Here is a 25,647-nt window from a genome sequence, read left to right as displayed (position 1 = left end):
CATGTCCCGTCCTGTTCTGGCTCAGCTGGATCTGCAGGCCCTGAAGGAAAACCTGCAAATTGTTCGCCGGGCAGCACCTGGTTCGCGCGTCTGGTCGGTAGTCAAAGCGAATGCCTACGGCCACGGTATTGACCGTATCTGGAGCGCGCTCAGCGCCACCGACGGTTTTGCGTTGCTCAATCTGGAAGAGGCTATCCTGCTGCGCGAACGCGGCTGGAAAGGGCCGATTTTGCTGCTGGAAGGGTTCTTCCACCCCGAGGATCTGCCGTTGCTGGATAAGTATCGTCTGACCACCAGCGTTCACAGCAACTGGCAGATTAAAGCGATTCAGGATGCAAAACTCCACGCGCCGCTGGATATCTATCTCAAGGTAAACAGCGGCATGAACCGTCTGGGCTTTCAGCCTGAGCGGGTACATACGGTCTGGCAACAGCTGCGCGCCCTGAAAAATGTGGGCGAAATGACGCTGATGGCGCACTTTGCCGATGCGGAAAAACCGGATGGCATTGCCGATGCCATGGTCCGCATTGAGCAGGCGGCAGAAGGGCTGGACTGTCCGCGCTCGCTGTCGAATTCTGCGGCGACGCTTTGGCATCCCGAAGCGCATTATAACTGGGTGCGTCCGGGGATCGTTCTGTATGGTGCATCCCCGTCCGGTCAATGGCAGGATATCGCCAACAGCGGCCTGAAGCCGGTGATGTCCCTGCGCAGTGAGATAATCGGCGTGCAGACGCTGAAGGCGGGCGACACGGTGGGCTATGGCAGCCGCTACCGGGCGCAGGGCGAACAGCGAATTGGTATTGTGGCAGGCGGGTATGCCGACGGCTATCCGCGCATCGCGCCAACCGGTACGCCTGTCTGGGTGGACGGCGTCCGTACGGGCACGGTGGGGACCGTGTCAATGGATATGCTGGCGGTTGACCTCACGCCGTGTCCGCAGGCGGGCATCGGTTCACCGGTTGAGCTGTGGGGCAATGAAGTCAAAATTGATGACGTGGCCGCGGCGGCGGGAACGGTGGGGTATGAATTGATGTGCGCCCTGGCGCCAAGAGTGCCAGTTGTGACGGTGTAACGTGTTCTTATGCCGGGTAAGGCGCAGCCGCCACCCGGCATAAACCCGCTACTCTGCGTCCTCTTCCATCGGCCGCAAACCGACTTTCCGCACCGCGTTATCTTCTTTTTCGGCAACGGTCCAGATCATCCCGGCAAATTCCACCTGATCGCCGACGACCGGCGCAGCGCCAAGTCGTTGCTGGATGATTTCGCCCAGCGTTTGCTGGTTATCACCGTCTTCAGCACCTTCATCCAGACCGTAAATCAGCGCCACATCCGCAAATTTGGCGCTGGCTTCCAGAATAAAATCGCCGAAGAAACGCTGGTCCAGCGCCACCGGCGGCGACTGGCTGAACAACTTGCCCAGCGCGGGCAGATCGCGCTCGCGGCCAATCACGCACAAAATATCCCCTTCGCGAAGCCGGGTGCTGCCGGTAGGGTGTTGCAGGACATTATCGCGAAACAGCGCGGCAATCCGCGTTTCGGCCGGCATGTGCAAATCGCGCAGCGATGCCCCTACGCACCACTTGTCGGCGCTCAACTGATAGACGAACTGTTCCCACGGGTTCTCCGGATGAATATCGAGCCCCACGCGGGACACCGGCCAGCCCACGGGCGGGACCACCACTTTGGCTTTTTTCGCCGCCCATCCGAGGGACGTCCCCTGGAACAGCAGTGAAATCAGCACCACGAAGAACGCCACGTTAAAGAACAGTCGGGCGTTATCCAGACCGGCCATCATCGGGAAGACGGCAAGGATGATCGGCACCGCGCCACGCAGGCCCACCCAGCTGATAAAGACACGCTCGCGCAGGTTGAAGCCGCGAAACGGCAGCAGACCGGCAAACACCGACAGCGGACGGGCGAAGAAGATCATCCACGCAGACAGCAGCAGCGCCGGAATGGCAATCGGCAGCAGATCCGAGGGCGTGACCAGCAGGCCCAGCACCAGGAACATGCCGATTTGCGCCAGCCAGGCAAGACCGTCGAAGTTTTGCAAAATAGCGTGACGGTTGCGGATAGGGCGGTTACCCATCAGGAATCCGCAGAGGTAGACCGCGAGAATACCGCTGCCGTCCAGCGCGGTGGTGACGGCAAAAATCAGGATCCCGCCGCTCAGCGCCAGCAGAGGATACAGCCCCGAGGGCAGCGAGATGCGGTTAATCATCTGCTGTAACAGGTACCCCCCCGCCAGACCAATCAGTATCCCCAGGCCGAACTGCTGCAGGATATGCCACGCGAACATCCAGCTCAGCCCGGTCTCGTGCTGCTGGATCATCTCGATCAGCGTGATGGTCAGGAACACCGCCATCGGGTCGTTACTGCCGGATTCAATCTCAAGCGTTGAGCCGACACGTTCGTTAAGCCCTTTTCCACCGAGCAGGGAAAACACGGCTGCCGCGTCGGTTGAGCCGACAATCGCGCCAATCAGCAAACCTTCCATGATATTCAGATGGAAAAGCCACGCAGCCATCATCCCGGTGAGGCCAGAGGTAATTAACACGCCGACCGTGGCAAGTGAAAGCGCAGGCCCCAGGGCCACGCGGAAGGAGCTCGCCTGCGTGCGCATGCCGCCGTCAAGCAGGATCACCGCCAGGGCGAGGTTACTCACCATGTAGGCGAAAGGGTAGTTATCGAATGGGATACCGCCGATGCCATCAATGCCAGCCAGCATGCCGATAGCAAGGAAAATAACAAGAATAGGTATGCCGAGACGCGATGAAAATGAACTTAATAAAATACTGCTGGTTACAAGGACAGAACCCAAAATGAAAAGGCTGATTATCGCTGCGGCATCCAATGTTCTCTTACTCCCACCTCAATGTTAACGCTGTTACTAAAACCCTAACATATTAACGTCGGTAACAGCGTTTTATTAAGGCGGTTTAACGGATTTTTTACCCCTTTATGACCGGATGGCCGCTGATGGTGAGCTGGCTTCCGCCATCATCATGCTTCAGCCTGGCGTGCGCCCCCAGCGCAAGAGTGACGGTTTGCTGCTCATGGCCGAAATCCAGCCCGGTGATGACGGGAATGTCCAGCCGGGAGCGGATGAAATCGACCATGGTTTCCAGCGAGTAGCCCGCGTCATAGTCATTGGGGGCAGCGCCGCTAAAGCTGCCCAGCACAATCGCGGACTGACGCGCAAGAATACCGGCATGATAAAGCTGCAATAGCATGCGCTCGACGCGGAACGGATGTTCGTTGATATCTTCCAGCACCAGAATGCCGTCTTCGATGTCCGGCATCCACGGCGTGCCGATGAGCGAGACCAGCATCGCCAGGTTTCCGCCCCAGAGCTGACCTTCACACTCCCAGTGCGGTCCGTTGCCTTGCCACTCCACGCTGTAGGCAGGATTACGCAGCGCGCGCCAGAAGTGTTCCATGGTAAACGCATCCAGCTCTGGCGCGCCGAAGTTACCGGCCAGCATGGGGCCGCTAAACGTGATGACATTGTGCAGGGCCAGAAGACCTAGCTGGATGACGGTGAAATCGCTATGGCCGCAAATCAGCAGCGGATCCTGCTGCTGGCGCTGCGCCAGACCCTGCCAGTCAATGCTCTCCAGCAGCCTGCTCGCCCCGTAGCCGCCGCGCACGGCAAGGACGATGCGATCCTTACCCTTCAGACTCACCAGGCTATTGATATCATTCAGCCTCTGCGCTTCCGTTCCGGCAAAACGCTGCTGGCGGCGGGGGATAATTGTCTGATTTTCTACCTGATGGCCAGATTCCAGTAAGCGCTGAACGCCCCGCTGTGCCGCGTCCTGGTTAATGCAGTAGCCCGACGGCGCGATGAGATGAAACTGAGACATGGCAATTCCTTGCTGAATGAGAAACTAATTGTCTATATCATGCCGCGTATACGCTGCCTGCTTCAAGGGCGGCGCACCGCGATGACCGGCTATAAGGATAGATGACGTGAAATTGAGATGGTTTGCTTTTTTGATTGTGCTGCTGGCTGGCTGTAGTTCAAAACATGATTATCAAAACCCGCCCTGGAACCCGGAAGTGCCGGTGAAACGGGCTATGCAGTGGATGCCAATCAGTGAACAAGCCGGGAAGGCCTGGGGCGTGAGCCCGCGTCTGATCACCGCGATTATTGCGGTGGAGTCCGGCGGTAATCCTACGCTCGTCAGCAAATCCAACGCGGTGGGATTGATGCAGCTTAAGGCTTCAACGGCGGGAAGAGAGGTCTACCGCTATATGGGCTGGAGCGGACAGCCGTCGACCAGCGAGCTGAAGAACCCGGAACGCAACATTTCCATGGGTACCGCGTATCTGAGCATTCTGGAACATGGCGTGCTGAAGGGCATCGAGGATCCGGAAGTGATGCAATACGCGCTGGTGGTCTCATACGTGAACGGTGCAGGGGCGCTGCTCAGAACTTTCTCCTCTGACCGCAAAGAGGCAATAGACGAGATTAACGGCATGGACAAAGATGAGTTCGTCGAGCATGTCGCGAAGAATCATCCGGCACCACAGGCGCCTCGTTATATCTGGAAAGTACAGAAAGCGATGGATGCCATGTAATGCCGCAAACGGGCGGCGGTTGCGCTGCCCGATTTTTTCACAGGACTTTATTTGCACGTTCCCGTGCTTCACGCTCCAGCGAGTAGATAATACGCTGCAGCTCGCGCTCAGCGCCTGGCCCGACGTTCAGGAAGCGGAAGCTCAGACGCGGCGTGGTAATCGTTTCGTTTTTGCTGTCCACCACCGTGCGCTCGCTGATGGCAATCAGCTGTGCATCGAAATAAAAGCGACCCCAGCCGCCCATATCGAGCTCAATTTGGGTAAAACGCATGCCTTCTACCAGTCCGTCCGGTTTCGCTGAATCCAGCAACGCCCCCATTCCGCCCAGCGACAGGTCAAAGAGACGGAAACGAAGCTCTTTTTTGTCCGGCATTTTGGCCTTACAAAAATAGGCAGGGTGAAGCGGGGCGCTGATGCGGAAGTATTCACGACGCTGGACAAACCAGAGGTTGCCCGGAAGAGGGGTCACAAAAGCGGGAAGTCCCTGATATTCGCTCAGTTCCAGTCGCGGCAGGACAAACTCCACTTTAGCTCCATGGGTTTCGGCCATTACCGCAATATGTTCCGCTCTTAGCGCAGCGCGGTTTTCATACTCCTGGCTGCCCAGGTCAACAATCAGTCGCTCCTGCGAAACGTCAAGGATCTTGCTGATAAACTGATTATTTGACCAGCTGATGCGCAACGGCACTTCGCCTTTTTGCAGGTCGCGTAATACCCCTAATACAGCCAGCGGATTTTGCTTGAGGAACTGCTCACTGTAATGACTCACGCCGGATGGCTCCTTGATTAATGACAGACTGTCTGAGCGTTATCGGCAATCCACACTCAAACTTAATACAAACCGGTGAGTTTTTTTTATTGCTGGACGCAAGATAAGTCGGTGAGAGGAAAATGATTTTATGCTGATGACCTATACTTACGTTAGCTGTGCAGAAGGTTTTCTGCACATGCGTTAAACCTGAAAGAGGGCATCGCTATGGGTATCATCGCCTGGATTATCTTTGGTCTTATCGCTGGCGCTATCGCTAAACTCATCATGCCGGGAAACGATGGCGGCGGCTTCATTTTGACCTGTGTTCTCGGGGTTGTTGGTGCGGTTGTGGGCGGCTGGCTGGCGACGATGTTTGGCTTTGGAGGCAACATCAGTGGTTTTGACATGCACAGTTTCCTCGTTGCTGTCGTCGGTGCCATTGTTGTGCTGGGCATATTCAGGTTACTGCGACGAGCCTAAAATGACATAGCGGCTCTCTGCGGAGGGCCGTTTTTTTTGCCTGAATCTTGATTTGTTAATCGAAATGATAATAATTGTCGTTCCGTATTGCATCTAATAATAAGACGACATTATGAACTCCTCACGTTTTACGTTATGCGCTCTGGCCGGTGCCGTCACGCTGGCATTGCAGGTCCAGGCTTTCGCCGAAGAATCTACCATCGTCGTCACGGGCTCAGAGCAGGGCAGTGCGCTGCCGGCCTGGACGAACAGCGCCACGAAATCGGCCGTTGCCGAAAGTAAAACGCCCCAGGTTATCAACACGCTTTCTGCCCCGGAAATTGAAAAGCGTCATGCGAACTCCGTGAATGAAATCCTGCGCTATGCCCCGGGCGTCTCAACCGAAGTGCGCGGTAATACCTCCTACATGAGCGAATACAAAATTCGTGGCTTTACCGTCGATCAGGAGTTCTATAACGGATTGCAGTTGCCCTATAACGTCACCGGCAATACTAAGGCTCGTATCGATCCGCTGTTGATTGACAGCGTCGATATCCTGAAAGGGCCTTCATCGGTGCTTTACGGCGGTGGTTCGCCGGGCGGGCTGGTGAATATTCAAAGTAAAAAACCGCAGCGGGAAGCGCGAACGGAGGTCGGTTTTAATACCGGTAACCGCAACCTGAAAGAGGGTTATCTCGACTCAACGGGGCAGATAGCCGACAGCGACTGGAATTACCGTCTGCTGGGCAAGGCGACGGAGAATGACGATCAGCCGCACACCACCCGGTATGAAAATTACCTGGTCGCCCCGTCCGTCACCTGGCAGCCCGACAGCAAAACCCGTCTCACGCTGGATGCGCTGGCGCAAAACTCCCCGAGCCTGACGCCGTCAAATCCGCTCCCGCTGTCTTATCTGCGCTCGAAATATGCCGATCGCCGTGATTACGCCGGAGATGAATGGAGTGGGTTTAAGCAGCGCCAGTGGATGCTGGGCTATAGCTTTGAACACGAGTTTGACAGCGGCTGGGGCTTTAACCAGAAAGCGCGCTATTTTGACGTCGATACCCACCAGCGCAGCGTCTATGCGACAGGAACGGGGAGTGAGGTTTATCAGCTCAACCGCTTTGCTTACACCACCGATGAAGATCTTAAGAGCTTCAACATCGACAACCAGGTGACGAAAACCGTTGCGCTGGGTGAATGGCAGCACCATCTGCTGGCCGGGTTTGACTATCAGAAGATGAACTCGCATTTCCACTACCGTTACGCGTCGGCCACGCCAGGCATGGACATGCGCGATCCTGACTATAAGCAAATCAGCGAAGGCGCACTGGGGCTCTACACCGCCCAGAAGAATCGCCTCAGCTATCAGCAGAACGGTTACTACCTGCAGGATCAGGTGGAATTCGGTGGCTTAAATCTGTTGGGTAGCCTGCGCTACGACGATTACCGCTCCGTCACCACCGATTACCTGAAAAACGGGGATAAAGCCTGGGTATCGCAGGACCGCGTCACCAAACGTCTGGGCGCGCTTTACGCCTTCGATAACGGTATTTCACCGTTTATCAGTTATTCCGAAGGTTTTGCGCCGGTGTCACCGCAGGGAACGCTCACGGCAAAAGACGTCAAACCGACCACCAGCAAGCAGGTGGAAGGCGGGGTAAAATATCTGCTGGCTGAATACGCCACCACCTTTACCGCCTCGGTGTTTAACATCCGGCAGAAAAACGTTGTCACCTCCGATCCGGGCTTCCTGAATTATCGTCAGACCGGGGAAGTGGAATCCAAAGGGGCAGAGCTCTCCGCCATTAGCCGTCCGACGGACAACCTGACGCTGATTGCCAACTATGCCTACACCCATGCGATCAATACCGAAGATGATAAATACCAGGGTAAACGTCCAACTCAGGTGCCGGAGAACGCTTTCAATCTGTGGGGGGACTACACTTTCGAGAGTACGCCGCTGAAAGGGCTGATGCTGGGGGCTGGGGCACGCTACACCGGTCCGATGGAAATTTCACCGGCTAACGATGCGGGTAAACTGGGCGGCACCACGCAGTACGATCTGGCGGCCTCGTACCGGATGGGCGAAATCATGCCTTCGCTGGCGGGACTGACGCTTAAGGCGAGTATGCAGAACATCACCAATAAAGAGACGCTGACCTGCTACGACGCAACCAACTGCTGGATTGGGCGTGACAGGACGTATCAGCTAGGAGCGAGCTACAGCTTCTGACTGCCCGGTGGCGCTGCGCTTACCGGGCCTGCAAACCCAACGCAGGCCCGGTAAGGCGTAGCCGCCACCCGGCAATTCTCCCTTACTGCGCCGCAGATTTTACCGGCGCAGCCTCGTCATTCGCCGCAGGCTGATTCTCCGGCACGCTGTCACACGGTTTCTCTTTCGGACAAACCCGATCCAGCATTTTCAGCGTCACGCCATTACTCCAGCCGAACCCATCCTGCAGCGGATACTCGCCACCGCCGCCGCCCGTACCGGTTGTTGATACGTCATATTTCTCCACCAGTTTCTTCTCGCGGTCGTAAGTGTGCTGCACGTTCTTCAGGAAGCGCCAGGTGACATCCATCGCCACCTTATTCTGCCCGTAATTCTGCAATCCTTCCGTCGCCACCCACTGCAGCGGAGCCCAGCCGTTTGGCGCATCCCACTGCTGTCCGCTGTTGATAGTGGTGGTGGTAATGCCGCCCGGTTTCAACAGGCGCGCGGAGGTCGCCGCGGCAACTTTATCGGCACGCTCCTGCGACGCCGCCTTCACGTAGAGCGGGAAGAGAGCGGCCGCGGTAAGCTGATTACGCACCTTCTTACTCTTGAGGTCGTAATCGGCATACCAGCCCTGTTTATCATTCCACAGGTGATTCTCAATGGCTTTCTGACGCGCGGTTGCCAGCGCCTCGTATTGACTCGCCGCGGCGCTGTCGCCTGAATCCTGGCTTGCCCGCGCGAGCAGTTTTTCCATTTTAAACATCAGTGCGTTCAGATCGACGGGCACGATGCTGGTGGTGCGGATCGTGCCGAGTTTTTGCGGATCGTCCATCCAGCGGGAGCTAAAGTCCCAGCCCGAAGCCGCTGCGGAGCGCAAATCACGGTAGATCTCAGTCGCGGGTCGGTTAGGATTGTTTTTGGCGGTATTGACGTCGTCAAGCCAGGACTCGGGGCGCGGAGTATCGCGGTCATCCCAGTAGCGGTTGAGCACCGAACCGTCATCCAGCTTCACCACGCGCTGGTTAGCTTGCCCTGGCCGAAGAGAATCCACCCCCTCCATCCAGTAGGCATACTCTTTTTCCATCTGCGGGCGATATTTCTTTAGCGCATCGCTGTCGTGCGTCGCCAGCAGTTCCACCATCATGGAGAAGAACGGCGGCTGGGAGCGGCTCAGGTAGTAGCTGCGGTTGCCGTTGGGGATATGTCCAAAGGTATCAATCTCCCAGGCGAAGTTATCCACCATATCGCTGATTTTGTCCCAGTGGCCGCTTTCCGCGAGACCCAGCATGGTGAAATAGCTGTCCCAGTAGTAGACCTCGCGGAAGCGTCCGCCGGGCACAACGTAAGGCTTCGGTAACGGCAGCAGGGAATCCCATTTATTACTGGCTTTATCGGTGGTACGCGTCAGTACGGGCCAGAGGTCGTCAATATGCTCGCGTAAACTTTGTCCTGCGGGCGGAACATACTTTTCGCCTTCCGCAGGCAGCGTGAAGTTCATCTCTACAAAGTGGCGCAGATCAAAGCTGGACTGGGTGTGCTGCATCCGGTAATCCGCCAGGATCATCAGCGGATCGCTTTTGGGGACGGCATCAGCGAAGGTTTTCTGATCGGGAAACAGTTTGGCACTTTGCACATCATTAAAGAGAGGGCCAAGTAAAATATCGGGGGAGTTTTTCTGGAACGCAGGCTGTTCATCAGCATAACTCAATGTCGTCGCACCGAGCAGCGCGCCTCCCAGCGCGAGGTGCAAAAGAGCAGGGCGTAAAGTACGAGGTCTTATCATCTGTTCGTCTCCTGTATTCGCTCAGCAGCGTGACCGCTGTTATCAATCACCTGAAAACCTTAGACGAATATCGCCCGCTTCGCGTGTTCAATATCCCATTTTGCGCAGAACCAGACAATTTACCGCTTCGCCCGTCCGGTCCGGCCGGGAGAAATTTGTTGTGCAAATGAAATTAAAAGAATTATGCCTTTAAATAATCATATGTATTGCACGTTAAAATATACATAAACCTAATGAAATAAGAGTGTGAAGCGGGTGGTCTTTCTTCTCTTCATTACCGCAAGTTTTCTCTGCGGCGATCACACAAGTTAAAAAACATAATTGCGTTGTGAAAAAACATAATAGCACCGTTGAGGGTATTTGGTGGAAATGGCTGTGCTCGATATTTGGGTATTCACTTTTATAATCAGGATGGATTCTATGCAATTAAAGAAAACGGTAATTCTGATAAGCGCATTCTATTCCGGCGCACTTTTGGCGGCACAACCCTCAATGAACGTGGAAGAAAAGCTGGCGCAACTGGAAGCGCAAATTCAGGAGCTTAAACAGCAGCAGGCCGCCGCGACGCAGGCTGCGCCAGCCGTTGTGGTGCAGTCGGAAGAGCCGGTGAGCAAAACCGCTCCGCCAAAACTGACGCTCTCAGGGTTTGGTGATATTAAATTTTACGGTGATGTGGAATTTAATATGGATGCCGCCAGTAAAACGGGTAGCCTCACGTCTGTTAAGCAAAGTGCTAATAGTGACTGGGCGCCGGGCGATAAAGAACGCTGGGATATTAACGGGCGTATTTTATTAGGCTTTGATGGTTATCGTAAAATGGATAACGGCAATTTCGCCGGGTTCTCCGTCCAGCCGCTCGGCGACCTCGCCGGGAAAATGTACCTGGATGATGCGGTATTCTTCTTTGGCACTGAGAATGACTGGGAAATAAAAGTCGGACGCTTTGAGGCCTATGACATGTTCCCGCTCAATCAGGATACGTTTGTGGAATACTCCGGGAATACCGCAGACGATCTCTACAGCGACGGCTACGGCTATATCTATATGCTGAAGGAGGGGCGTGGGCGAACCGACAGCGGGGGCAACTTCCTGATGAACAAGACGCTGGATAACTGGTATTTTGAGCTGAATACCCTGTTTAAAGACGGCAGCGATTTGTATGTCGACCAGCGTTATCACGGTGCAGAACTTGAGAACGACAAAAATGTGGCCTACGTGCGCCCGGTCATCTCGTGGCAGAATGGGCCGTTTTCCAGCGCGGTTGCCATGGAGACCAACCTGGTCAACAACGCTTATGGCTATCGCAACGATGCCGGGCGCTGGGTAGACCAGTCAGAGAGAACGGGCTACGGGTTCACGATGACCTGGGACGGGCTCAAAACCGATCCGGAAAACGGAGTGGTCATGAATCTCAACACGGCTTATCTGGACGCGACGGGCGAAACCGACTTTACCTCAGCTATTAATGCCCTCTGGCGTAATTTTGAGTTGGGTTACATCTATGCCCATAACGAAATCGACGAGTTTAATACCTCAACGTTTGACGCAGAGTGTGAAAACGACTGCTGGATAACCGACCCGGGCGAGTATGACATCCATACCATCCATACCTCGTACCTGATCCCGAACGTCATGAAGATGAAAAACTTCAACATCTATCTGGGCGCGTATGCGTCATGGGTCAATGCATCCCCGAAAGAGGGTGACAATAAAAATGACGATCGCTACGGTGGTCGCGTGCGCTTTAAATACTATTTCTGATGTCCTGTCAGTCGGTCAGACCTCTTCCGGGGTCTGGCTGACTTCCCGAAGCGTGCCCGGCGCATGGCCGATGATGCGCTTAAATGCCCGGCTAAACGCCGCCTGAGACCCGTAACCGAGCCGCAGCGCGACGGTTTCAATCGGTTGATTTTCATGGCGAATATACTGAATAGCCAGTCGCATTCTGAGCTCGCTGAGATATTTTGCCGGCGTCGTCCCCGTCGCCGCCAGAAACCGTTCAGCGAACACGGAGCGGGAGGTGCCCGCTTCTTTCGCCAGATCCGCCACGCTCCAGTTCAGGCCCGGCTGCTGGTGCATGGCGTAGATGGCCCGGCTCAGACGCGGATCGCGTAAGACCTGCACCCAGCCCGTCGCTTTACCACAGCCTGCTTCAACCCAGCCCCGAACAATCAATGCCGCCACCACGTCAGCCAGACGGGCGAGGATCCCGGCAAACCCGACCTGACGCGTCATGGACTCGCGCTCCATCGCGGCCAGTAGCGGATGAATTTCCGGCCAGGTGGACATCAACCGGCTGACCATCATCACTTCCGGCATCGCTTTGATCAGCGGCTGCATGCCGCCCAGCTCAAAATCCATACACCCGCTAAAGATGATGGTGTTTTCGCTCTCCGGGCAGGGCTCACAGGTAATGGCACAGACCGAACTACAGATGGGCTCGCTGGGGAAAGCGTTGACTGGAGTGATGGTTGCCTTTTCGTCAGAGAGCAGGGCATGGGCATTACCGCCAGGAATAAACAGCGCATCGCCGCTGCTCAGTTCGAAGGTTGCACCGCTGTCCATTCGCAGCAGGGCGTTGCCGTGGCTCACAAAATGGAACTGCGCCTTGCCCGGTGCCTGGTGGAACGCGACGCCAAACGGTGCACTGGCTTCAATCCGGCGGTATTTCACCCCCGACAGACGCATGCCGCGTAAAAGTTCGCTGATCAAATCGGGTGACTGTGCGGTCATGGCGTAACTCCGGACGAATAATCAATAAGTGGAGATTATATGTCATAGATCGTCCAGGGTGAACCCTCTATGCTTTTGCGACAGTTGTCACACTTTTATAACGGGAGATCAACAGATGAATGCATGTGTCGAGGCGAGAGAGGCCGTCGCGCCTGCCAAACCCGCCTGGCGAGCCGTCTATTCACTGGGGCTGGGGGTTTTTGGTTTGATAACGGCGGAGTTCCTGCCCGCCAGTTTGCTGACGCCGATGGCCGCGAGCCTGGGCGTCAGTGAGGGGATGGCCGGGCAGGCCGTGACCGCCACTGCGCTGGTGGCGTTAGTCACCGGACTGCTGATCACCCCGGCGACCCGGAAAATCGATCGTCGCTGGGTATTGATGTTTTTCTCCGTGCTGCAAATTATCTCCAGCCTGCTGGTAGCCTTTGCGCCCACTCTGCACGTTCTGCTGATGGGGCGTCTGCTGTTAGGGGTTGCCATCGGTGGGTTCTGGGCGATGTCGACGGCCACAACAATGCGTCTGGTTCCGGCGGACAAAGTGCCGAAAGCGCTGGCGGTGATCTTCTCCAGCGTGTCGATCGCCACCGTGGTCGCGGCCCCGCTGGGGAGCTATCTGGGAAGCCTGATAGGCTGGCGCAACGTCTTTATTCTCTGCATTCTGCCGAGCATGCTGGCGCTGCTGTGGCAGATCTGGGTGCTGCCGTCCATGAAGCCAGAGAGTAGCGGTAGCCTTGGCACATTGTTCCGCGTGCTGCGCCGTCCTGGCATGATTGGCGGCATGCTGGCGACCATTCTGATCTTTAGCGGCCATTTCGCCTTCTTTACCTACCTGCGCCCGTTCCTTGAAACCGTCGGACAGGCAAATGTTGAAACCATTTCGCTGATCCTGCTGGGCTTCGGGCTTGCCAACTTTGTCGGCACCTCCATTGCCGGGCATCTGCTGGCCCGTAATCTGCGCCTGACGCTGGCCCTCGTGCCGTTCGGCATGGGCATACTCGCGCTGATGATGGTGGCGTTTGGTCATCTGGCGATGCTGGACGGATTACTGGTGGCGCTGTGGGGCTTTGCGTTCGGTCTGGTGCCGGTGGGCTGGTCAACCTGGCTTGCCACCACCGTTCCGGATGAAGCGGAAAGTGCCGGAGGGCTGCTGGTGGCGTCCATTCAGCTGGCGATTAGCGCTGGCGCGGCCGGGGGCGGGGTGGTGTTTGACCTCAACGGGGCCAGCGGCGTGTTTGCCGGAAGTGGTTTCCTGCTGGTGACGGCGATGGTCATTGTATTTATGGGCGTGAAGGTCAAAGCGGCGTGATTTTATGCCGGGTGGGTGCTTATCCCACCCGGCTTGAGGCTTACAGCCCTTTTTTATCCATCAGCACCGCCAGGTCCACCAGGCGGTTGGAGAATCCCCACTCGTTGTCATACCACGCCAGGATCTTCACCATGTTCCCGCCAATCACCAGCGTGGAAAGCCCGTCGATAATGGAGGAGCGCGGATCGCCCTGATAATCGCTGGAAACCAGCGGTTCATCGCTATACCCCAGAATGCCTTTCAGTGGCCCACTGGCTGCCGCACTGCGGAATGCGTCATTCACCTCTTCGGCAGTCACGTTACGGCTCAGGGTGACCGTCAAATCGACGATCGATACCACCGGAACCGGCACGCGCAGGGAATACCCGGTCAGCTTACCGTCCAGAGAGGGGATGACTTTGCCGAGCGCTTTTGCCGCGCCGCTGGAGTAGGGCACAATCGACAGCGCCGCCGCGCGTGCACCGCGCAGATCTTTTTCAGGCTGATCGTGCAGCGCCTGGCTGTTGGTATAGGCATGCGTTGTATTCATCAGGCCATGCTCAATCCCGAACTGCTGATGCAGTACCTGCGCGGCCGGAGCCAGACCGTTCGTGGTACAACTCCCGTTACTCACGACAACGTGCTGAGCCGGGTCATAGCGATCGTGGTTCACGCCCATGACGACGGTCAGATCGTCGTTCTTGCCGGGCGCGGAGATGATGACGCGCTTTGCACCACCGTGCGTGACGTGCACCGCAGCTTTTTCCCGCTCGGTAAAGAAGCCGGTGGCTTCAATTACCACATCCACGCCAGCTTCACGCCACGGAATATTTGCCGGATCGCGTTCGCTAAACACCACGATCCGCTGGCCATCAACCTGCAATGCGCCGTCAGCAGCTTCAACCGGTGCGGGCAATTTACCCAGAAGGGAATCGTGTTTCAGCAGGTGGGCGAGGGTTTTGCTGTCCGTCAGATCGTTAATGGCCACAATCTGAAGATCCGGGTTACCCAGCGCTGCGCGCAGGAAATTACGTCCGATACGGCCGAAACCGTTAATACCGACCTTAACCATGGTGCACTCCTTATCTCTGTTGTCTGGAGTCACTGTAGGCGTCAGGCCGATTGGCGTAAACGACAAAAAAGGATCAGATTACGCCATCCTGCGACAGTGGAAGCGCTGGCGGTACTCGCCCGGGGTAAGGTGGAGCTGTTTCTCAAACACGCGGCGCAGGTTAATGCTGGTACCAAACCCGCTTTGCTCAGCAATGCGCTCAAGGGAATCACGGGTTTGCTCAAGCAGCTGTCTGGCGGCGGCCAGGCGCGCTTCGGTTACGTAGCGGGCAGGTGGAACGCCTGCGTCCCGGGTAAAGACCCGGGTGAAATTGCGCGGGCTCATCGCCACTTTCTCGGCCAGATTTTCTACGCACAGGTCGGCAGTGAGGTTCTGTAGTATCCAGGCCTGCAGGTCGCTTATTGGCCCAGATGCGCCGGACGGCTGCAGGCTATAGCGGCTAAACTGCAGCTGACCGCCGGGGCGGCGCAGGTACATCACCATATCCTGCGCCACGTCGCGGGCGAGGGTGAAACCATAGTCATCCTCCACCAGCGCCAGAGTGAGATCAAACCCCGAGCTCACGCCGCCGGAGGTCCAGACGGGACCATCCTGAATATACAGTGGACCGCCTTCGACGCGGATAGCCGGATACTGGGTTTGCATGGTCTCCAGCAACCGCCAGTGGGTGGTTGCGCGACGACCATCCAGCAGGCCGCTCTGGGCCAGCAGCATCGCGCCGCCGCAAATGGAGGCTATCCGCCGGGCATGCGGCGCAGCAAGGTGCAGCCAGTCCACTACCGCCGTGCTCTCCTGCTCGTTCATCCCGCGTCCGGTGATGATAATGGTGTCCAGCGGTTCACGCGGATCCAGTTCAGGCAGACGATAATCCGCCAGCAGATTCAGGCCGGACTGACCGTGGATCACCTGGTGCGGCTGCGTGGTGGCGATAATAATGCGGTAGCGGGGGTGCGCAAGCCCTTCCGGGTGCAGCCGGTTAGCCTGCATCAGAATGTCGGCGATACCGGCGGCTTCAAACAGCATGCCGCCGTCAGGGACGATAATTAAGATCTTCTTCATGTCCTGAAAAGTACCTTTATCACAGAATAAGTCAAGCCGCGCGTGGGCCTCTGTTTCTGGCAAAGCAAAGCGATTTAAGTTCTTTGTCATTTCAGACGTTATCCCCGATCGTCAGGGTAGTGTCTCTGGCGAAACGGCGTCTGAAGGAATGGGTAAACGAAGATCTCTCTATTTGCATCCGCAACAGCGCGATCGCATCCACCATCTTGCATCAGGATTTCTGTGGCGAAGCGAATTGCCCACATGGCTGCTGATCCTGACGATTTACGCTGGCTGGTTTACCACGCTGACGTTCTGGCAAACGCTCGGCCTGCTGCCCGCCACGCTGCTGCTTATCTGGTTTACCGCCTGGTACATGTCCCTGCAGCATGAGTTGATCCACGGGCATCCCACGCGTTTTGCTTGGCTTAACCAGCTGTTTGGCACGCTCCCGCTGGCGGTCTGGTATCCCTATGGCCTGTACCGGGATTCCCATCTGGCGCATCATCGTCACGACAGTCTGACCATCCCGGTGGATGACCCGGAGTCGTACTATTTTACAGAGGCGAGCTGGGCGCGCTTTTCTCCCTGGCAGAAGCGCATGATCCAGGCCCGCAATACCTTCTGCGGGCGGATAGTGCTGGCACCGCTGCTTGATATTTTGCAGACGCTGGGGATCGCCGTGGCGGCCTTTCGTCAGCGTCAACGGCGGGCGATGGCGATGTGGCTGGTTCACGCTGTGCTTCTGGCGGCGCTTTTCACCTGGATGGCGCATAACGGCTTTTCACCCGTCTGGTTTGTGCTGGCGGTAAGCTATCCGGCGCTGGCGCTGACCAAGGTCCGTTCCTTTTACGAACATCGCGCGGCGGACGATCCGCTGGCGCGTTCCGTCATTAACGAGGCTGGGCTATTCTGGCGGGTACTGTTTTTAAATCTCAACTACCATTCCATTCACCACGATTTACCGGGCGTTCCCTGGTATGGGTTACAGACGATCTACCACCAAAACCGCGAGGCGTACCGGCAGCGTAACCACGGTTTTGTGGTCAGGGGCTATGGCGAATGGCTACGCCAGTTCTTGACCCGGCCAGTGGCGGTCACCGTTCACCCCGGAACACAAGAGGAAAGATATGAGTAACCTGCTGGCGTTTCCCATGTATGCCGTTGATCGCGCCGACACTCGCGCGCTCTGGCTGGCGGTACAACAACGTCTGGCCGACCGGGGCGTGTACGTTGAGCGTGTCCCCCGCTGGCCCGAATCGGACCTGCTGAACCACTGGCAGCAGCCGGCGCTGATTCTCAGCCAGACCTGCGGCTACCCGCTGGTCACGCAGCTCCCGGAGGTGCAGGTGGTGGGCTGTTTTCACTACACGGCAGCGGGATGCGAAGGGAGCCACTACCGCAGCTTTCTGGTGACGCGCTCGGAGGATCGGCCTCTTACGCTGGCGGATTTTCGCGGACGCCGGGTGGTCTGTAATTCTCCTGACTCGCAGTCCGGCTATCACGCGCTGCGAAAAAAAGTGGCACCGTGGGTGACCCGCGACCCTTTCTTTTCGCAAACGTCATTCAGCGGCAGCCACCGTCAGTCGCTGATTGACGTCAAACGCGGCAAGGGTGATATCGCCGCTATCGACTGTGTCACCTGGGCACTCCTGCAGCGTCATGAGCCGGAAGCGTTGGCGGGTCTGACGGTGATTGACCAAACTCCGCTAACGCCGGGCCTGCCCTTAATCACGTCGCCTCATACACCTCCTGACGCGCTTAACGCCATCCGCGATGCGCTTCACGCGCTGGTAACCGTCCCGGAGCACCGGGCGGTCTGTGATGCGGTGCTGATCGGCGGGTTTAGCGTGGTCACGCGCCAGGCTTATGCGTTATTGTCCGCGTGATAAATCTCCTGCGCGTCGGTAAAACAGCGCAGCGCCAGGGAGGAGAGGGGTTTTTGCCTGCGCATTATCAGGCCGATGGGCGCCTCAATGTTCGCGTCGGCGATGGGGACTATCCTGAAATGGTTGTTTAGCGCCTCAAGCCCGTTGTTCAGCGGCATCACGGCGCAGCAAACGCCGCTCTGAACCGCCTGAATGATCTGGAACGTAGAGTCGCTCTCGAAAACGGATCTGGGTTCGATTCCGGCGGCGGCAAAGCTGGCCTCCATATGCGCCCGGTAATGCATCCCTTTTGTCAGGAACCCCAGCGGAAAATCCGTCAGGTCCTGCCAGGTCAGCGGCGTCGGGTCCAGCTGGAAATGACGAATATCATGCAGCAGGCCCATCTTCGTCTCAGGCAACTGAATAATGTCAAACAGGCTGGTATCGATGCTGTTGAGATAGCAAATACCCAGCTCCAGCTGGTTGCGGCTGACGCCATCGGCAATGTGTGCAGAGGACATGGAATAGAGGCTGTAGGTCAGCTCCGGGTATTTTTGCGTCAGCTGGCGGATAAAGATCATCGGATCGACGCTCGCCAGCGGAACCATCCCCAGGCGTAATTCACCCACCACCTGGCCTTTGCACAGCGCGGCTTCCGCCTGTAGTCCGTCGTGAGCGGCAAGCAGAGCACGCGCCCACGCCAGGATCCGTTCGCCCTCTGGCGTAAAACCCTCAAAGCGCTGTCCGCGCGCAATCAGCACCAGACCGAGCTCCTCTTCCAGGTTGCGGATGCGCATGGAGAGGGTCGGCTGGGTGATGTTGCACTGCGAGGCCGCTTTACCAAAATGACGGGTCTCGTCGAGCGCAATTAAGTATTTTAACTGTTTAATATCCATGGATGACTCTTCGCGAACAGCCTTACAGCATTCGGATCTCTTTCGAGCGCAGGATGATGCGAACCGGAACGGATTTGTAAGACGGTGTACCGCTGTCCTTATCCAGATAATCGAGCGGCACCAGCACGTTGGCCTCCGGGTAATAAGCCCCGACTGAACCCCGCGCGATGTGGTATGCCACTACGGTAATGTCTTCCAGACGCTGAACGCTGCCGGGCAGGGCGGTTTCGATATCCACGCGGTCGCCGTGTTCCAGCCCTGACAGGGCCATATCCTCTTCGTTCATAAACAGCACGTCGCGGCGGCCAAACACGCCACGGTAGCGGTCGTCCAGAGCATAAATGGTGGTGTTGTACTGATCGTGGCTGCGCAGCGTAATCAGACGCAGAACATGCTCGCCTTCACCGCTGGCGTTCTCGTGTACGCCGTCGAATACGGAGAACATCGCTTTTCCCGTCGCCGTTGGCCAGACGCGTTTCGTTGGGGGAAGCGGCATACGGAAGCCGCCCGGAATACGGATCCGCGCATTGTAGTCCTCAAAGCCCGGGATGGTCTGCTCGATCAGATCGCGGATACGGTCGTAATCTTCAACCAGCGTCATCCAGTCCACGCGAGTCTCCTGCAGGGTGGCTTTCGCCATGCCGGCGACGATGGCGGGTTCTGAACGGAGTAACGGTGAGGCGGGTTTCAGCTTGCCGGAGGAGGCGTGCACCATCGACATGGAGTCTTCGACGGTGATGGACTGACGACCGGTGGCCTGAACATCCAGCTCGGTACGGCCAAGGCACGGGAAAATAAACGTCTCTTTACCCACCAGAAGATGGGTACGGTTTAGCTTAGTGCCAACGTGAACACTCAAATCAAGGTTACCCATTGCCGGGAAGCCGTTCTCGTGATCGGGCATCGCGACGGCAAAGTTACCGCCGAGGCAGATAAGCGCTTTCGCCCGACCGTCGATCATGGCCTGGGTCGCCTGCACCGCATCATGCCCATGGTGAGAAGGGGGCTCAAAGCCAAACACCTCTTTCAGACGGTTCAGGAAGGCCGGGGTGGGCTTCTCGCTAATCCCGACGGTACGGTTCCCCTGAACGTTAGAGTGGCCGCGAAGAGGGCATATTCCCGCACCGGGCTTGCCGATATTTCCGCGCAGAAGCAGCACATCAGCGATCAGCCGGACGTTTGCCGTGCCTTTATTGTGCTGGGTAATCCCCATCCCGTAGGTAATGATGGTGGCGTTGGATTTCGCATAGGCCTCGGCCACCTTTTTGAGCGCAGCCTGGCTGAGCCCGGACTCGCGCTCAATGTCATCCCAGCGCGTCTGCGCGATATCGGCGGCAAAGTCATCAAAGCCCTGGGTGTGTTCTGCGATAAACGTGTGGTCGAGCACGTTACCGCGTTCGGCCTCCATTTCCAGCAGGTGTTTGGCCATACCTTTCAGCGCGGCGGCATCGCCTCCGGCCTTCACCTGGAAGTAGGTCGAGGCGATGTCCGTTGAGCTATAGGTTGCCATTTCAATGACGCTCTGCGGGTCAGCAAAACGTTCCAGGGCGCGCTCGCGTAACGGGTTAAAGACGATAATCGGCACGTTGCGTCGCGCCAGCTCATGAAGCGTACCCATCATCCGCGGATGGTTCGTGCCGGGGTTATGGCCGATGGAGATCACCAGCTCGGTGTTATCGAAGTCGTCCAGTGAGACGGTGCCTTTCCCGATCCCGATGGAGCGGGGTAGACCGACGCTGGTGGCCTCGTGACACATATTCGAGCAGTCGGGGAAGTTATTGGTGCCGTATTCGCGTGCAAACAGCTGGAAAAGATACGCCGCTTCATTAGAGGCTCGCCCGGAGGTATAGAACTCGACCTGGTCCGGTTCAAGCTCGCGCAACACCTCGCCGATACGTTGAAACGCCTCGTCCCACTCAACCGGCTTGAACGTGTCGCTTGCCCGGTCATAGCGCAGAGGATGCGTCAGACGACCATACCCTTCAAGCTCAAAGTCAGATTTAGCCAGCAGAGAAGAGACGGTGTTTTCCGCCAGGAACGCGGGGGTAACGCGTTTGCTGGTGGCTTCCCAGGTTACCGCTTTGGCGCCGTTCTCACAAAACTGGAAGGTCGATTTGTGTTCTTTATCGGGCCACGCGCAGCCCGGGCAGTCAAAACCATCAGGCTGGTTGGTGCGCAGCAGCGTGGCGGGGGCATCAAAGGTATCCATCTGGGTTCGTACCGCAATGGCTGTCGCTTTTAGCGCACCCCAGCCGCCGGCAGGGCCATCATAGTGTCTGATACCGGGAACTGAGCGTCTTTTCTTGTTCATACCTACTCCTGACTTGTTCGGTCATACCGCGCCTGCGCCCGTCAATCCACTGCAAAGGGCAATAAGTTAAAGCAATGAGGGTTGGGTGGGGAAGTGCACGCGACGCAACATAATTGCTTATCTTAAATGCTATTTATTACAGCGGCTTACTTGACAGGCGGCTTAAATATTTAATGAAATTATAACGTTTTTTTATCATTTTAATAATAAATTATATCTATCATCCAGTAGGTGGGGTAGATAGCGGTGGGCGAGGAAGGATGTAGCACCGATAAAATTTCGAATGAAGGCTCAGGTCGATCAGAAACAGAAATGCCACGGCTGGCAGGGGGTATAGCACCTTCAGGATTAAAATAGGGACCTGAATGTTTATTCTGGCTTAATGATTAATGACTGTTTTGAAGTCTTATGCGGTAATTATCACAGCGTGAAATATAAAGTTATTTTGAGTAGTAAAATTAACGCCCGCGTCATAAGTGAAATAGGCGTCCTGCGAGCGGGCAGTACGGTTAATATTAAAGATACCCTGTTAGTGCAACAAATAATTCATCGGCGATATATTGTTTTGACATCACCAATAGGAGAATTCTACTAATTATGGTAGTGGCGATAATAGCTTTATTGCGTTAATGAAAGTCGTTCTCTTTTGTGTTTTTTATTTTTACAACAATAACTTACGTCTGTGTGTGGAGTGAAAATAAGTGAAAGTAGGCCATATCGGGTTTTTTTATCAGATAAATCCTATAATGTTTCGACTGCTTCATTAACCGCCACTTACGTAGCGGTAAATATTGAATTGATGCGAAGCTCATGTAAACTTGTTTACCGTTTGTCAAAATATGTCAGGAAGACGCTGGGCCTTATTCTGAAAGGTTCGTGCGGTAGCTATGCCCTCAAAATAGTAACACCCCGAAATTATCCTGACTATTTTAACAATAGCACCTAAGTCAAATTTCATCCCCTTATCTCCATTATCGAAATATCGCTACGGAAAAGCATATGAAAATGCGCGTACTGTTTTCACTTCTGTTTGTCATGGCGGTGGCGGGCTGTAAAGCGCCACAGAAACCTGCAATCAACGACGACACGATCGTGACCAGTCAGGTCAACGGTGTCACCTTAACGCACCGTCACGCCGTGTTGCCGCCGACGGAATTCACTCCGCTCAACGAGCCTTATCGTGCCATGTATCCGGCTTCCCTGATGAGCCGTCCTGACTTTGGCGGAAAGGTTATCCGTACGCTGGAAACCGGAAAAACCTACGTGGTGCTGGGTCAGGTTGAACACTACTGGATGGCGCTTGCCGATGAGGGTAATGACCAGCTGATTGGTTACGTCCCGATGCGTGCAGTTATCAAAGCCGACCAGTATGAAGCGACCGTCCGTAAACAGGCCATTCGTCCTAAGGCGCGTAAAAAAGCGACCTGCGTTGATGTCGATGGCAACAGCAAAGCCTGCAAAGACAGCGCTAACGGTACCTGGATCCTGAACTAAACGGCTTTCGTGGGCGTATTTTTATGAATAATAAAAATTTTCATAAGCTGTGGTTGGTCTTTTACGCGGCGGTTTTCGCCCTTGTGAGTGGTTGTACGTCGTCTTCACACAGCGACCCCTCCCGCTACAATCTGCAGTTTCAGGCTCATCCACAAATCAATGATTCTGCGCCGCTTAAAGTCCGTGTGCTGTTGTTGAAATCCGATGCGGATTTCATGTCCAGCGACTTCTATTCCCTGCAGAACAACGCGTCAGCAACCCTTGGCGCGAATCTGCTGAACAGCGATGTGTTCTTCCTGATGCCGGGACAGCTGTCGAAAACCCTCAGCGGTCAGAGCGATCCCGAGGCTCGCTACATCGGCGTGATGGCGGAATATCAGAAGCTGGATGGTAAAAAATGGCGCGTGTCTCTCCCTCTGCCTGTGCCAGGCGAAAATCATATCTACCAGTTCTGGAAATGGTCCGCGGATGAACTCCAGGCCAACGTTTTTCTCGACGTAAATGGCATTCGGGTCATCAGCCAGTAACGCGCTTCACAACAGGAAACACATCATCATGACGAAAGCAGAAAAGGTCGTCTGGACCGAAGGCATGTTCCTGCGTCCACACCATTTTCAGCGGACTGAAAGTTATCTGCTCAACCACGTTCGTGAATGGGGTGCGTTGCAGCGTTCCTATCTTTGGGGCTTTCTTGATGTTGAACTCGACGAAGCGATGCTTCGTCAGGGATGCATTGCCCTGAGCTACTGCAGTGGGCTTCTGCCAGACGGGACCTTCTTCCAGGTGCGCAACGGACGCAATGGTCCTGTGCCGCTTAAAATCCCTGACAATCTCACCAACGAAAAGGTGGTGCTCGCGCTGCCGGTACGTCGTGGCGAGCGGGAAGAGGTGATCTTCAGCGAAGAGCCGGCCTCGCTGGCGCGCTTCATCGCGTTCGAGCAAGAGGTCGAAGACGACAACGCCATGTCGGTGGGGGATGCCACCGTACAGTTTGGCCGCCTGCGCCTGACGCTGATGCTGGAAAAGGATCTCACGGCAGAATGGACCGCCATCGGCGTGGCGTTTGTCACTGAAAAACGCCACGACAACCACGTCCGGCTCGATAACAGCTACATCCCGCCGATGCTGAACGCCAATAACAGTCCGCAGATCTACAGCATGATTAACGATCTGCACGGCTTACTGGTGCAGCGCAGCCAGCAGATCGGCGGCCGTCTGCGCCAGCCTGGCCGTTTTAACACCTCGGAACTGATTGAATTTACGTTACTGTCGCTGGTGAACCGTCATCTTGGCGAGGTTTCGCATTTAAAAACGCTGCCGCTGCTGCACCCGGAAACCCTCTGGCGCAGCTGGCTGCCGTTTGCGTCCGAGCTTGCCACTTGGACCCCGCAACGGACCACGGAGAGCGTGCTGCCGGTCTACGATCACGACGATCTGGCGAACTGCTTCAGTAAGCTGATGCTGATGCTGCGTCAGGGGCTGTCGCTGGTGATGGAAGACCACGCTATTCAGCTGCCGCTTAACGAGCGCTCGCATGGTCTTAACATTGCCACCGTTCCTGAAACCAGCATGGTACGCGAGTTTGGCTTCGTGCTGGCCGTCAAAGCGAATGTGCCCGGCGAACACCTGCAAACCCATTTCCCTGCGCAGATGAAAATCGCGCCGGTTTCGAAAATCCGCGATCTGGTCCAGCTTCAGCTGCCGGGCATTATGCTGCGCGCCATGCCGGTCGCGCCGCCGCAGATCCCGTGGCATGCAGGCTACAGCTATTTCGAGCTGGAGAAGGGCAGCGAGCTGTGGCACGAGATGGATAAGTCCGGCGCCTTCGCCCTGCACCTGGCAGGGGAGTTCCCGGGGCTGGATATGGAGTTTTGGGCCATCCGTAGCCCGACAGAATAATAAAGCGAGCGCTTAATATGCAGGAACGACAGGATACCGGCAGTGATGCCGCGTTTACCGGAGCCAGTAGCAACAATCAGCTGGTGGCGGCCGCTAATCCGCTGCTCAATGCGATTCCGCAGATCCGTCATTCGGTTTCACATGACGATCAGGTGGCGTTACGCCAGCGCCTGATCGATGAGATTCGCCGTTTTGAAGTCCGCTGTCAGCAGGCGGGGCTACCCTACGAAGTGATCGTCGGGGCGCGTTACTGCCTTTGCACGGCGCTGGATGAGGCCGCTGCGCTTACCCCCTGGGGCAGCAGCGGCGTCTGGTCAAGCAATGGCCTGCTGGTGACGTTCCATAACGAAACCTGGGGCGGCGAGAAGTTTTTCCAGCTGCTGGCGCGTCTGTCGCAGAACCCGCGCGAACATATCCTCCTGCTGGAGATGATCAACTACTGCCTGCTGCTCGGTTTCGAAGGGCGTTACCGTGTGCTGGACAATGGTCGCACCCAGCTTGAGACCATCAAGCAGCGGCTGTGGCAGATGATTCGCGGCGTGCGGGGCAGCTATCCGCCACCGCTGTCTCCCCACCCGGAAGATCGCCCGGTGCTGCGTAAGCTGTGGCGGCCGATGGTTCCCCTGTGGGCCTGCGTGGCGCTGGCCGGGTTTATCGCCTGCCTGTTTTATATCGTCCTTAACTGGCGTCTTGGCGATAACACCAGTCCGGTCCTGGCGAAGATTTATCAGTCCCAGTTGCCGGAAACCACCATTCAGCAACCGGCCCGTCAGTTGCCCGCAGTGCTAAACCTGCGCGGCTTCCTGAAGCCTGAAATCGAGGCAGGTCTGGTCGCGGTAAAAGATGAAGCGGATCGCAGCGTCGTTATCCTGAAAGGAGACGGGCTGTTTGCCTCCGCCTCGACGGTGGTGCGTGACCGTTATGAACCGGTTATTAACCGCATAGCGCAGGCGATGAACAACGTCAGCGGCAAAATTCTGGTGGTGGGATACAGCGACAACGTTCCAATCCGCAGCGCGCGCTTCGCTTCCAACTATGAGCTTTCTCTGGAACGCGCCCGCTCGGTACAGAAAATGCTGCAAGGAAGCCTCTCTCAGCCAGACCGCGTGAAAGCGGAAGGGCGGGGTGAGATTAACCCGGTAGCACCGAACACGACGCCGGAAAACCGCGCCCGTAACCGCCGTGTGGAAATTACTCTGCTGGTGTCGCCTGAAAACACTCAGGCTGAGCTGAACGGATTGCCGCAAGGAAACTAA

At 56.3% G+C, this 25,647-nt stretch carries 20 protein-coding genes and 2 pseudogenes; 13 read left to right on the top strand and 9 right to left on the bottom strand.

Translation table 11 applies throughout. The features are described from left to right. The first annotated feature begins 1 nt into the window (after position 1). Positions 2 to 1,072: a catabolic alanine racemase DadX gene (gene dadX / locus L3068_RS13575; RefSeq protein WP_014884256.1), complete on the top strand. Its 1,071-nt coding sequence runs from the start codon at positions 2 to 4 to the stop codon at positions 1,070 to 1,072. A gap of 9 nt (positions 1,073 to 1,081) precedes the next feature. After that, positions 1,082 to 1,183, top strand: a pseudogene (locus tag L3068_RS25450) (hypothetical protein); the annotation flags it as partial. Here the strand turns inward: L3068_RS25450 and L3068_RS13570 are convergent. Together L3068_RS13570 and ldcA are read right to left on the bottom strand one after the other, a co-directional pair. Beyond that, positions 1,139 to 2,854 (bottom strand): annotated as a pseudogene (locus L3068_RS13570) (potassium/proton antiporter); the annotation flags it as partial. The pseudogenes L3068_RS25450 and L3068_RS13570 overlap by 45 nt on opposite strands. Before the next feature lie 97 nt (positions 2,855 to 2,951). Further along, positions 2,952 to 3,866 (bottom strand): muramoyltetrapeptide carboxypeptidase, encoded by a 915-nt coding sequence (gene ldcA / locus L3068_RS13565; protein ID WP_014884254.1) that lies wholly within the window; start codon positions 3,864 to 3,866, stop codon positions 2,952 to 2,954. 106 nt (positions 3,867 to 3,972) lie between these two features. On the opposite strand from ldcA, the gene emtA reads away from it, so the two are divergent. After that, complete coding sequence (emtA, locus tag L3068_RS13560) at positions 3,973 to 4,584, top strand: membrane-bound lytic murein transglycosylase EmtA (RefSeq protein ID WP_014884253.1); 612 nt, start codon at positions 3,973 to 3,975, stop codon at positions 4,582 to 4,584. Positions 4,585 to 4,621: 37 nt separating this feature from the next. On the opposite strand, the gene ycgR is transcribed toward emtA, so the two are convergent. Continuing rightward, the gene (ycgR, locus tag L3068_RS13555) at positions 4,622 to 5,353 is read right to left on the bottom strand and encodes a flagellar brake protein YcgR (protein ID WP_014884252.1); all 732 of its coding nucleotides are present in this window, start codon (positions 5,351 to 5,353) and stop codon (positions 4,622 to 4,624) included. A gap of 207 nt (positions 5,354 to 5,560) precedes the next feature. On the opposite strand from ycgR, the gene L3068_RS13550 reads away from it, so the two are divergent. Both L3068_RS13550 and L3068_RS13545 read left to right on the top strand, forming a co-directional pair. Next, complete coding sequence (locus tag L3068_RS13550) at positions 5,561 to 5,815, top strand: GlsB/YeaQ/YmgE family stress response membrane protein (protein WP_014884251.1); 255 nt, start codon at positions 5,561 to 5,563, stop codon at positions 5,813 to 5,815. A 112-nt stretch (positions 5,816 to 5,927) separates the two neighbouring features. Continuing rightward, positions 5,928 to 8,030, top strand: coding sequence for a TonB-dependent siderophore receptor (locus L3068_RS13545; RefSeq protein WP_032636228.1), 2,103 nt, complete (start codon positions 5,928 to 5,930; stop codon positions 8,028 to 8,030). An 82-nt stretch (positions 8,031 to 8,112) separates the two neighbouring features. On the opposite strand, the gene L3068_RS13540 is transcribed toward L3068_RS13545, so the two are convergent. Beyond that, a complete protein-coding gene (locus tag L3068_RS13540) occupies positions 8,113 to 9,798 on the bottom strand; it encodes an alpha,alpha-trehalase (RefSeq protein ID WP_047344667.1) in 1,686 nt (561 codons plus the stop codon). 420 nt (positions 9,799 to 10,218) lie between these two features. Here L3068_RS13540 and L3068_RS13535 point away from each other — a divergent pair, with 420 nt between their 5' ends. Beyond that, positions 10,219 to 11,559, top strand: a complete 1,341-nt coding sequence (locus L3068_RS13535; protein WP_117580403.1) for a carbohydrate porin — start codon at positions 10,219 to 10,221, stop codon at positions 11,557 to 11,559. Positions 11,560 to 11,574: 15 nt separating this feature from the next. Here the strand turns inward: L3068_RS13535 and L3068_RS13530 are convergent, their stop codons facing one another. After that, positions 11,575 to 12,531, bottom strand: a complete 957-nt coding sequence (locus L3068_RS13530; protein ID WP_047344665.1) for an AraC family transcriptional regulator — start codon at positions 12,529 to 12,531, stop codon at positions 11,575 to 11,577. Positions 12,532 to 12,646: 115 nt separating this feature from the next. Here L3068_RS13530 and L3068_RS13525 point away from each other — a divergent pair, with 115 nt between their 5' ends. After that, on the top strand, positions 12,647 to 13,834 hold the full coding sequence (locus L3068_RS13525) for an MFS transporter (protein ID WP_014884246.1): 1,188 nt from the start codon (positions 12,647 to 12,649) through the stop codon (positions 13,832 to 13,834). Between the two features lie 40 nt (positions 13,835 to 13,874). Here the strand turns inward: L3068_RS13525 and gap are convergent, their stop codons facing one another. Both gap and L3068_RS13515 read right to left on the bottom strand, forming a co-directional pair. Then, entirely contained in the window at positions 13,875 to 14,885 is a 1,011-nt protein-coding gene (gene gap, locus L3068_RS13520; protein ID WP_047344664.1) for a type I glyceraldehyde-3-phosphate dehydrogenase, read from the bottom strand. A gap of 78 nt (positions 14,886 to 14,963) precedes the next feature. Further along, positions 14,964 to 15,944, bottom strand: coding sequence for a GlxA family transcriptional regulator (locus L3068_RS13515; RefSeq protein WP_023338419.1), 981 nt, complete (start codon positions 15,942 to 15,944; stop codon positions 14,964 to 14,966). Positions 15,945 to 16,092: 148 nt separating this feature from the next. Between L3068_RS13515 and L3068_RS13510 the strand changes: the two genes are divergently transcribed. Continuing rightward, entirely contained in the window at positions 16,093 to 17,061 is a 969-nt protein-coding gene (locus L3068_RS13510; RefSeq protein ID WP_047344663.1) for a fatty acid desaturase, read from the top strand. Then, the gene (locus L3068_RS13505; protein WP_047344662.1) at positions 17,054 to 17,812 is read left to right on the top strand and encodes a phosphate/phosphite/phosphonate ABC transporter substrate-binding protein; all 759 of its coding nucleotides are present in this window, start codon (positions 17,054 to 17,056) and stop codon (positions 17,810 to 17,812) included. Before L3068_RS13510 ends, L3068_RS13505 begins: the two co-directional genes overlap by 8 nt. On the opposite strand, the gene L3068_RS13500 is transcribed toward L3068_RS13505, so the two are convergent. Both L3068_RS13500 and L3068_RS13495 read right to left on the bottom strand, forming a co-directional pair. Then, a complete protein-coding gene (locus L3068_RS13500) occupies positions 17,791 to 18,687 on the bottom strand; it encodes a LysR family transcriptional regulator (protein WP_014884242.1) in 897 nt (298 codons plus the stop codon). The two genes, L3068_RS13505 and L3068_RS13500, sit on opposite strands and share 22 nt — an antisense overlap. 22 nt (positions 18,688 to 18,709) lie before the next feature. Further along, entirely contained in the window at positions 18,710 to 20,998 is a 2,289-nt protein-coding gene (locus tag L3068_RS13495; protein WP_045134171.1) for an FdhF/YdeP family oxidoreductase, read from the bottom strand. Between the two features lie 999 nt (positions 20,999 to 21,997). Between L3068_RS13495 and L3068_RS13490 the strand changes: the two genes are divergently transcribed. The 4 genes from L3068_RS13490 to L3068_RS13475 are packed head-to-tail and all read left to right on the top strand — an operon-like array spanning position 21,998 to position 25,647. Next, complete coding sequence (locus L3068_RS13490; RefSeq protein ID WP_014884240.1) at positions 21,998 to 22,492, top strand: hypothetical protein; 495 nt, start codon at positions 21,998 to 22,000, stop codon at positions 22,490 to 22,492. 23 nt (positions 22,493 to 22,515) lie between these two features. After that, the gene (tssJ, locus tag L3068_RS13485; RefSeq protein WP_014884239.1) at positions 22,516 to 23,019 is read left to right on the top strand and encodes a type VI secretion system lipoprotein TssJ; all 504 of its coding nucleotides are present in this window, start codon (positions 22,516 to 22,518) and stop codon (positions 23,017 to 23,019) included. Between the two features lie 28 nt (positions 23,020 to 23,047). After that, positions 23,048 to 24,391, top strand: a complete 1,344-nt coding sequence (gene tssK / locus L3068_RS13480) for a type VI secretion system baseplate subunit TssK (RefSeq protein WP_014884238.1) — start codon at positions 23,048 to 23,050, stop codon at positions 24,389 to 24,391. A 17-nt stretch (positions 24,392 to 24,408) separates the two neighbouring features. Next, complete coding sequence (locus L3068_RS13475; protein ID WP_045134169.1) at positions 24,409 to 25,647, top strand: DotU family type VI secretion system protein; 1,239 nt, start codon at positions 24,409 to 24,411, stop codon at positions 25,645 to 25,647.

Origin of the sequence: Enterobacter cloacae complex sp. ECL414 (genome assembly GCF_021869685.1) — a bacterium.
Taxonomy (GTDB): domain Bacteria; phylum Pseudomonadota; class Gammaproteobacteria; order Enterobacterales; family Enterobacteriaceae; genus Enterobacter; species Enterobacter kobei.
Note: the sequence above shows the minus strand (reverse complement) of the source record. Positions and strands in the feature narration are given on the sequence as shown.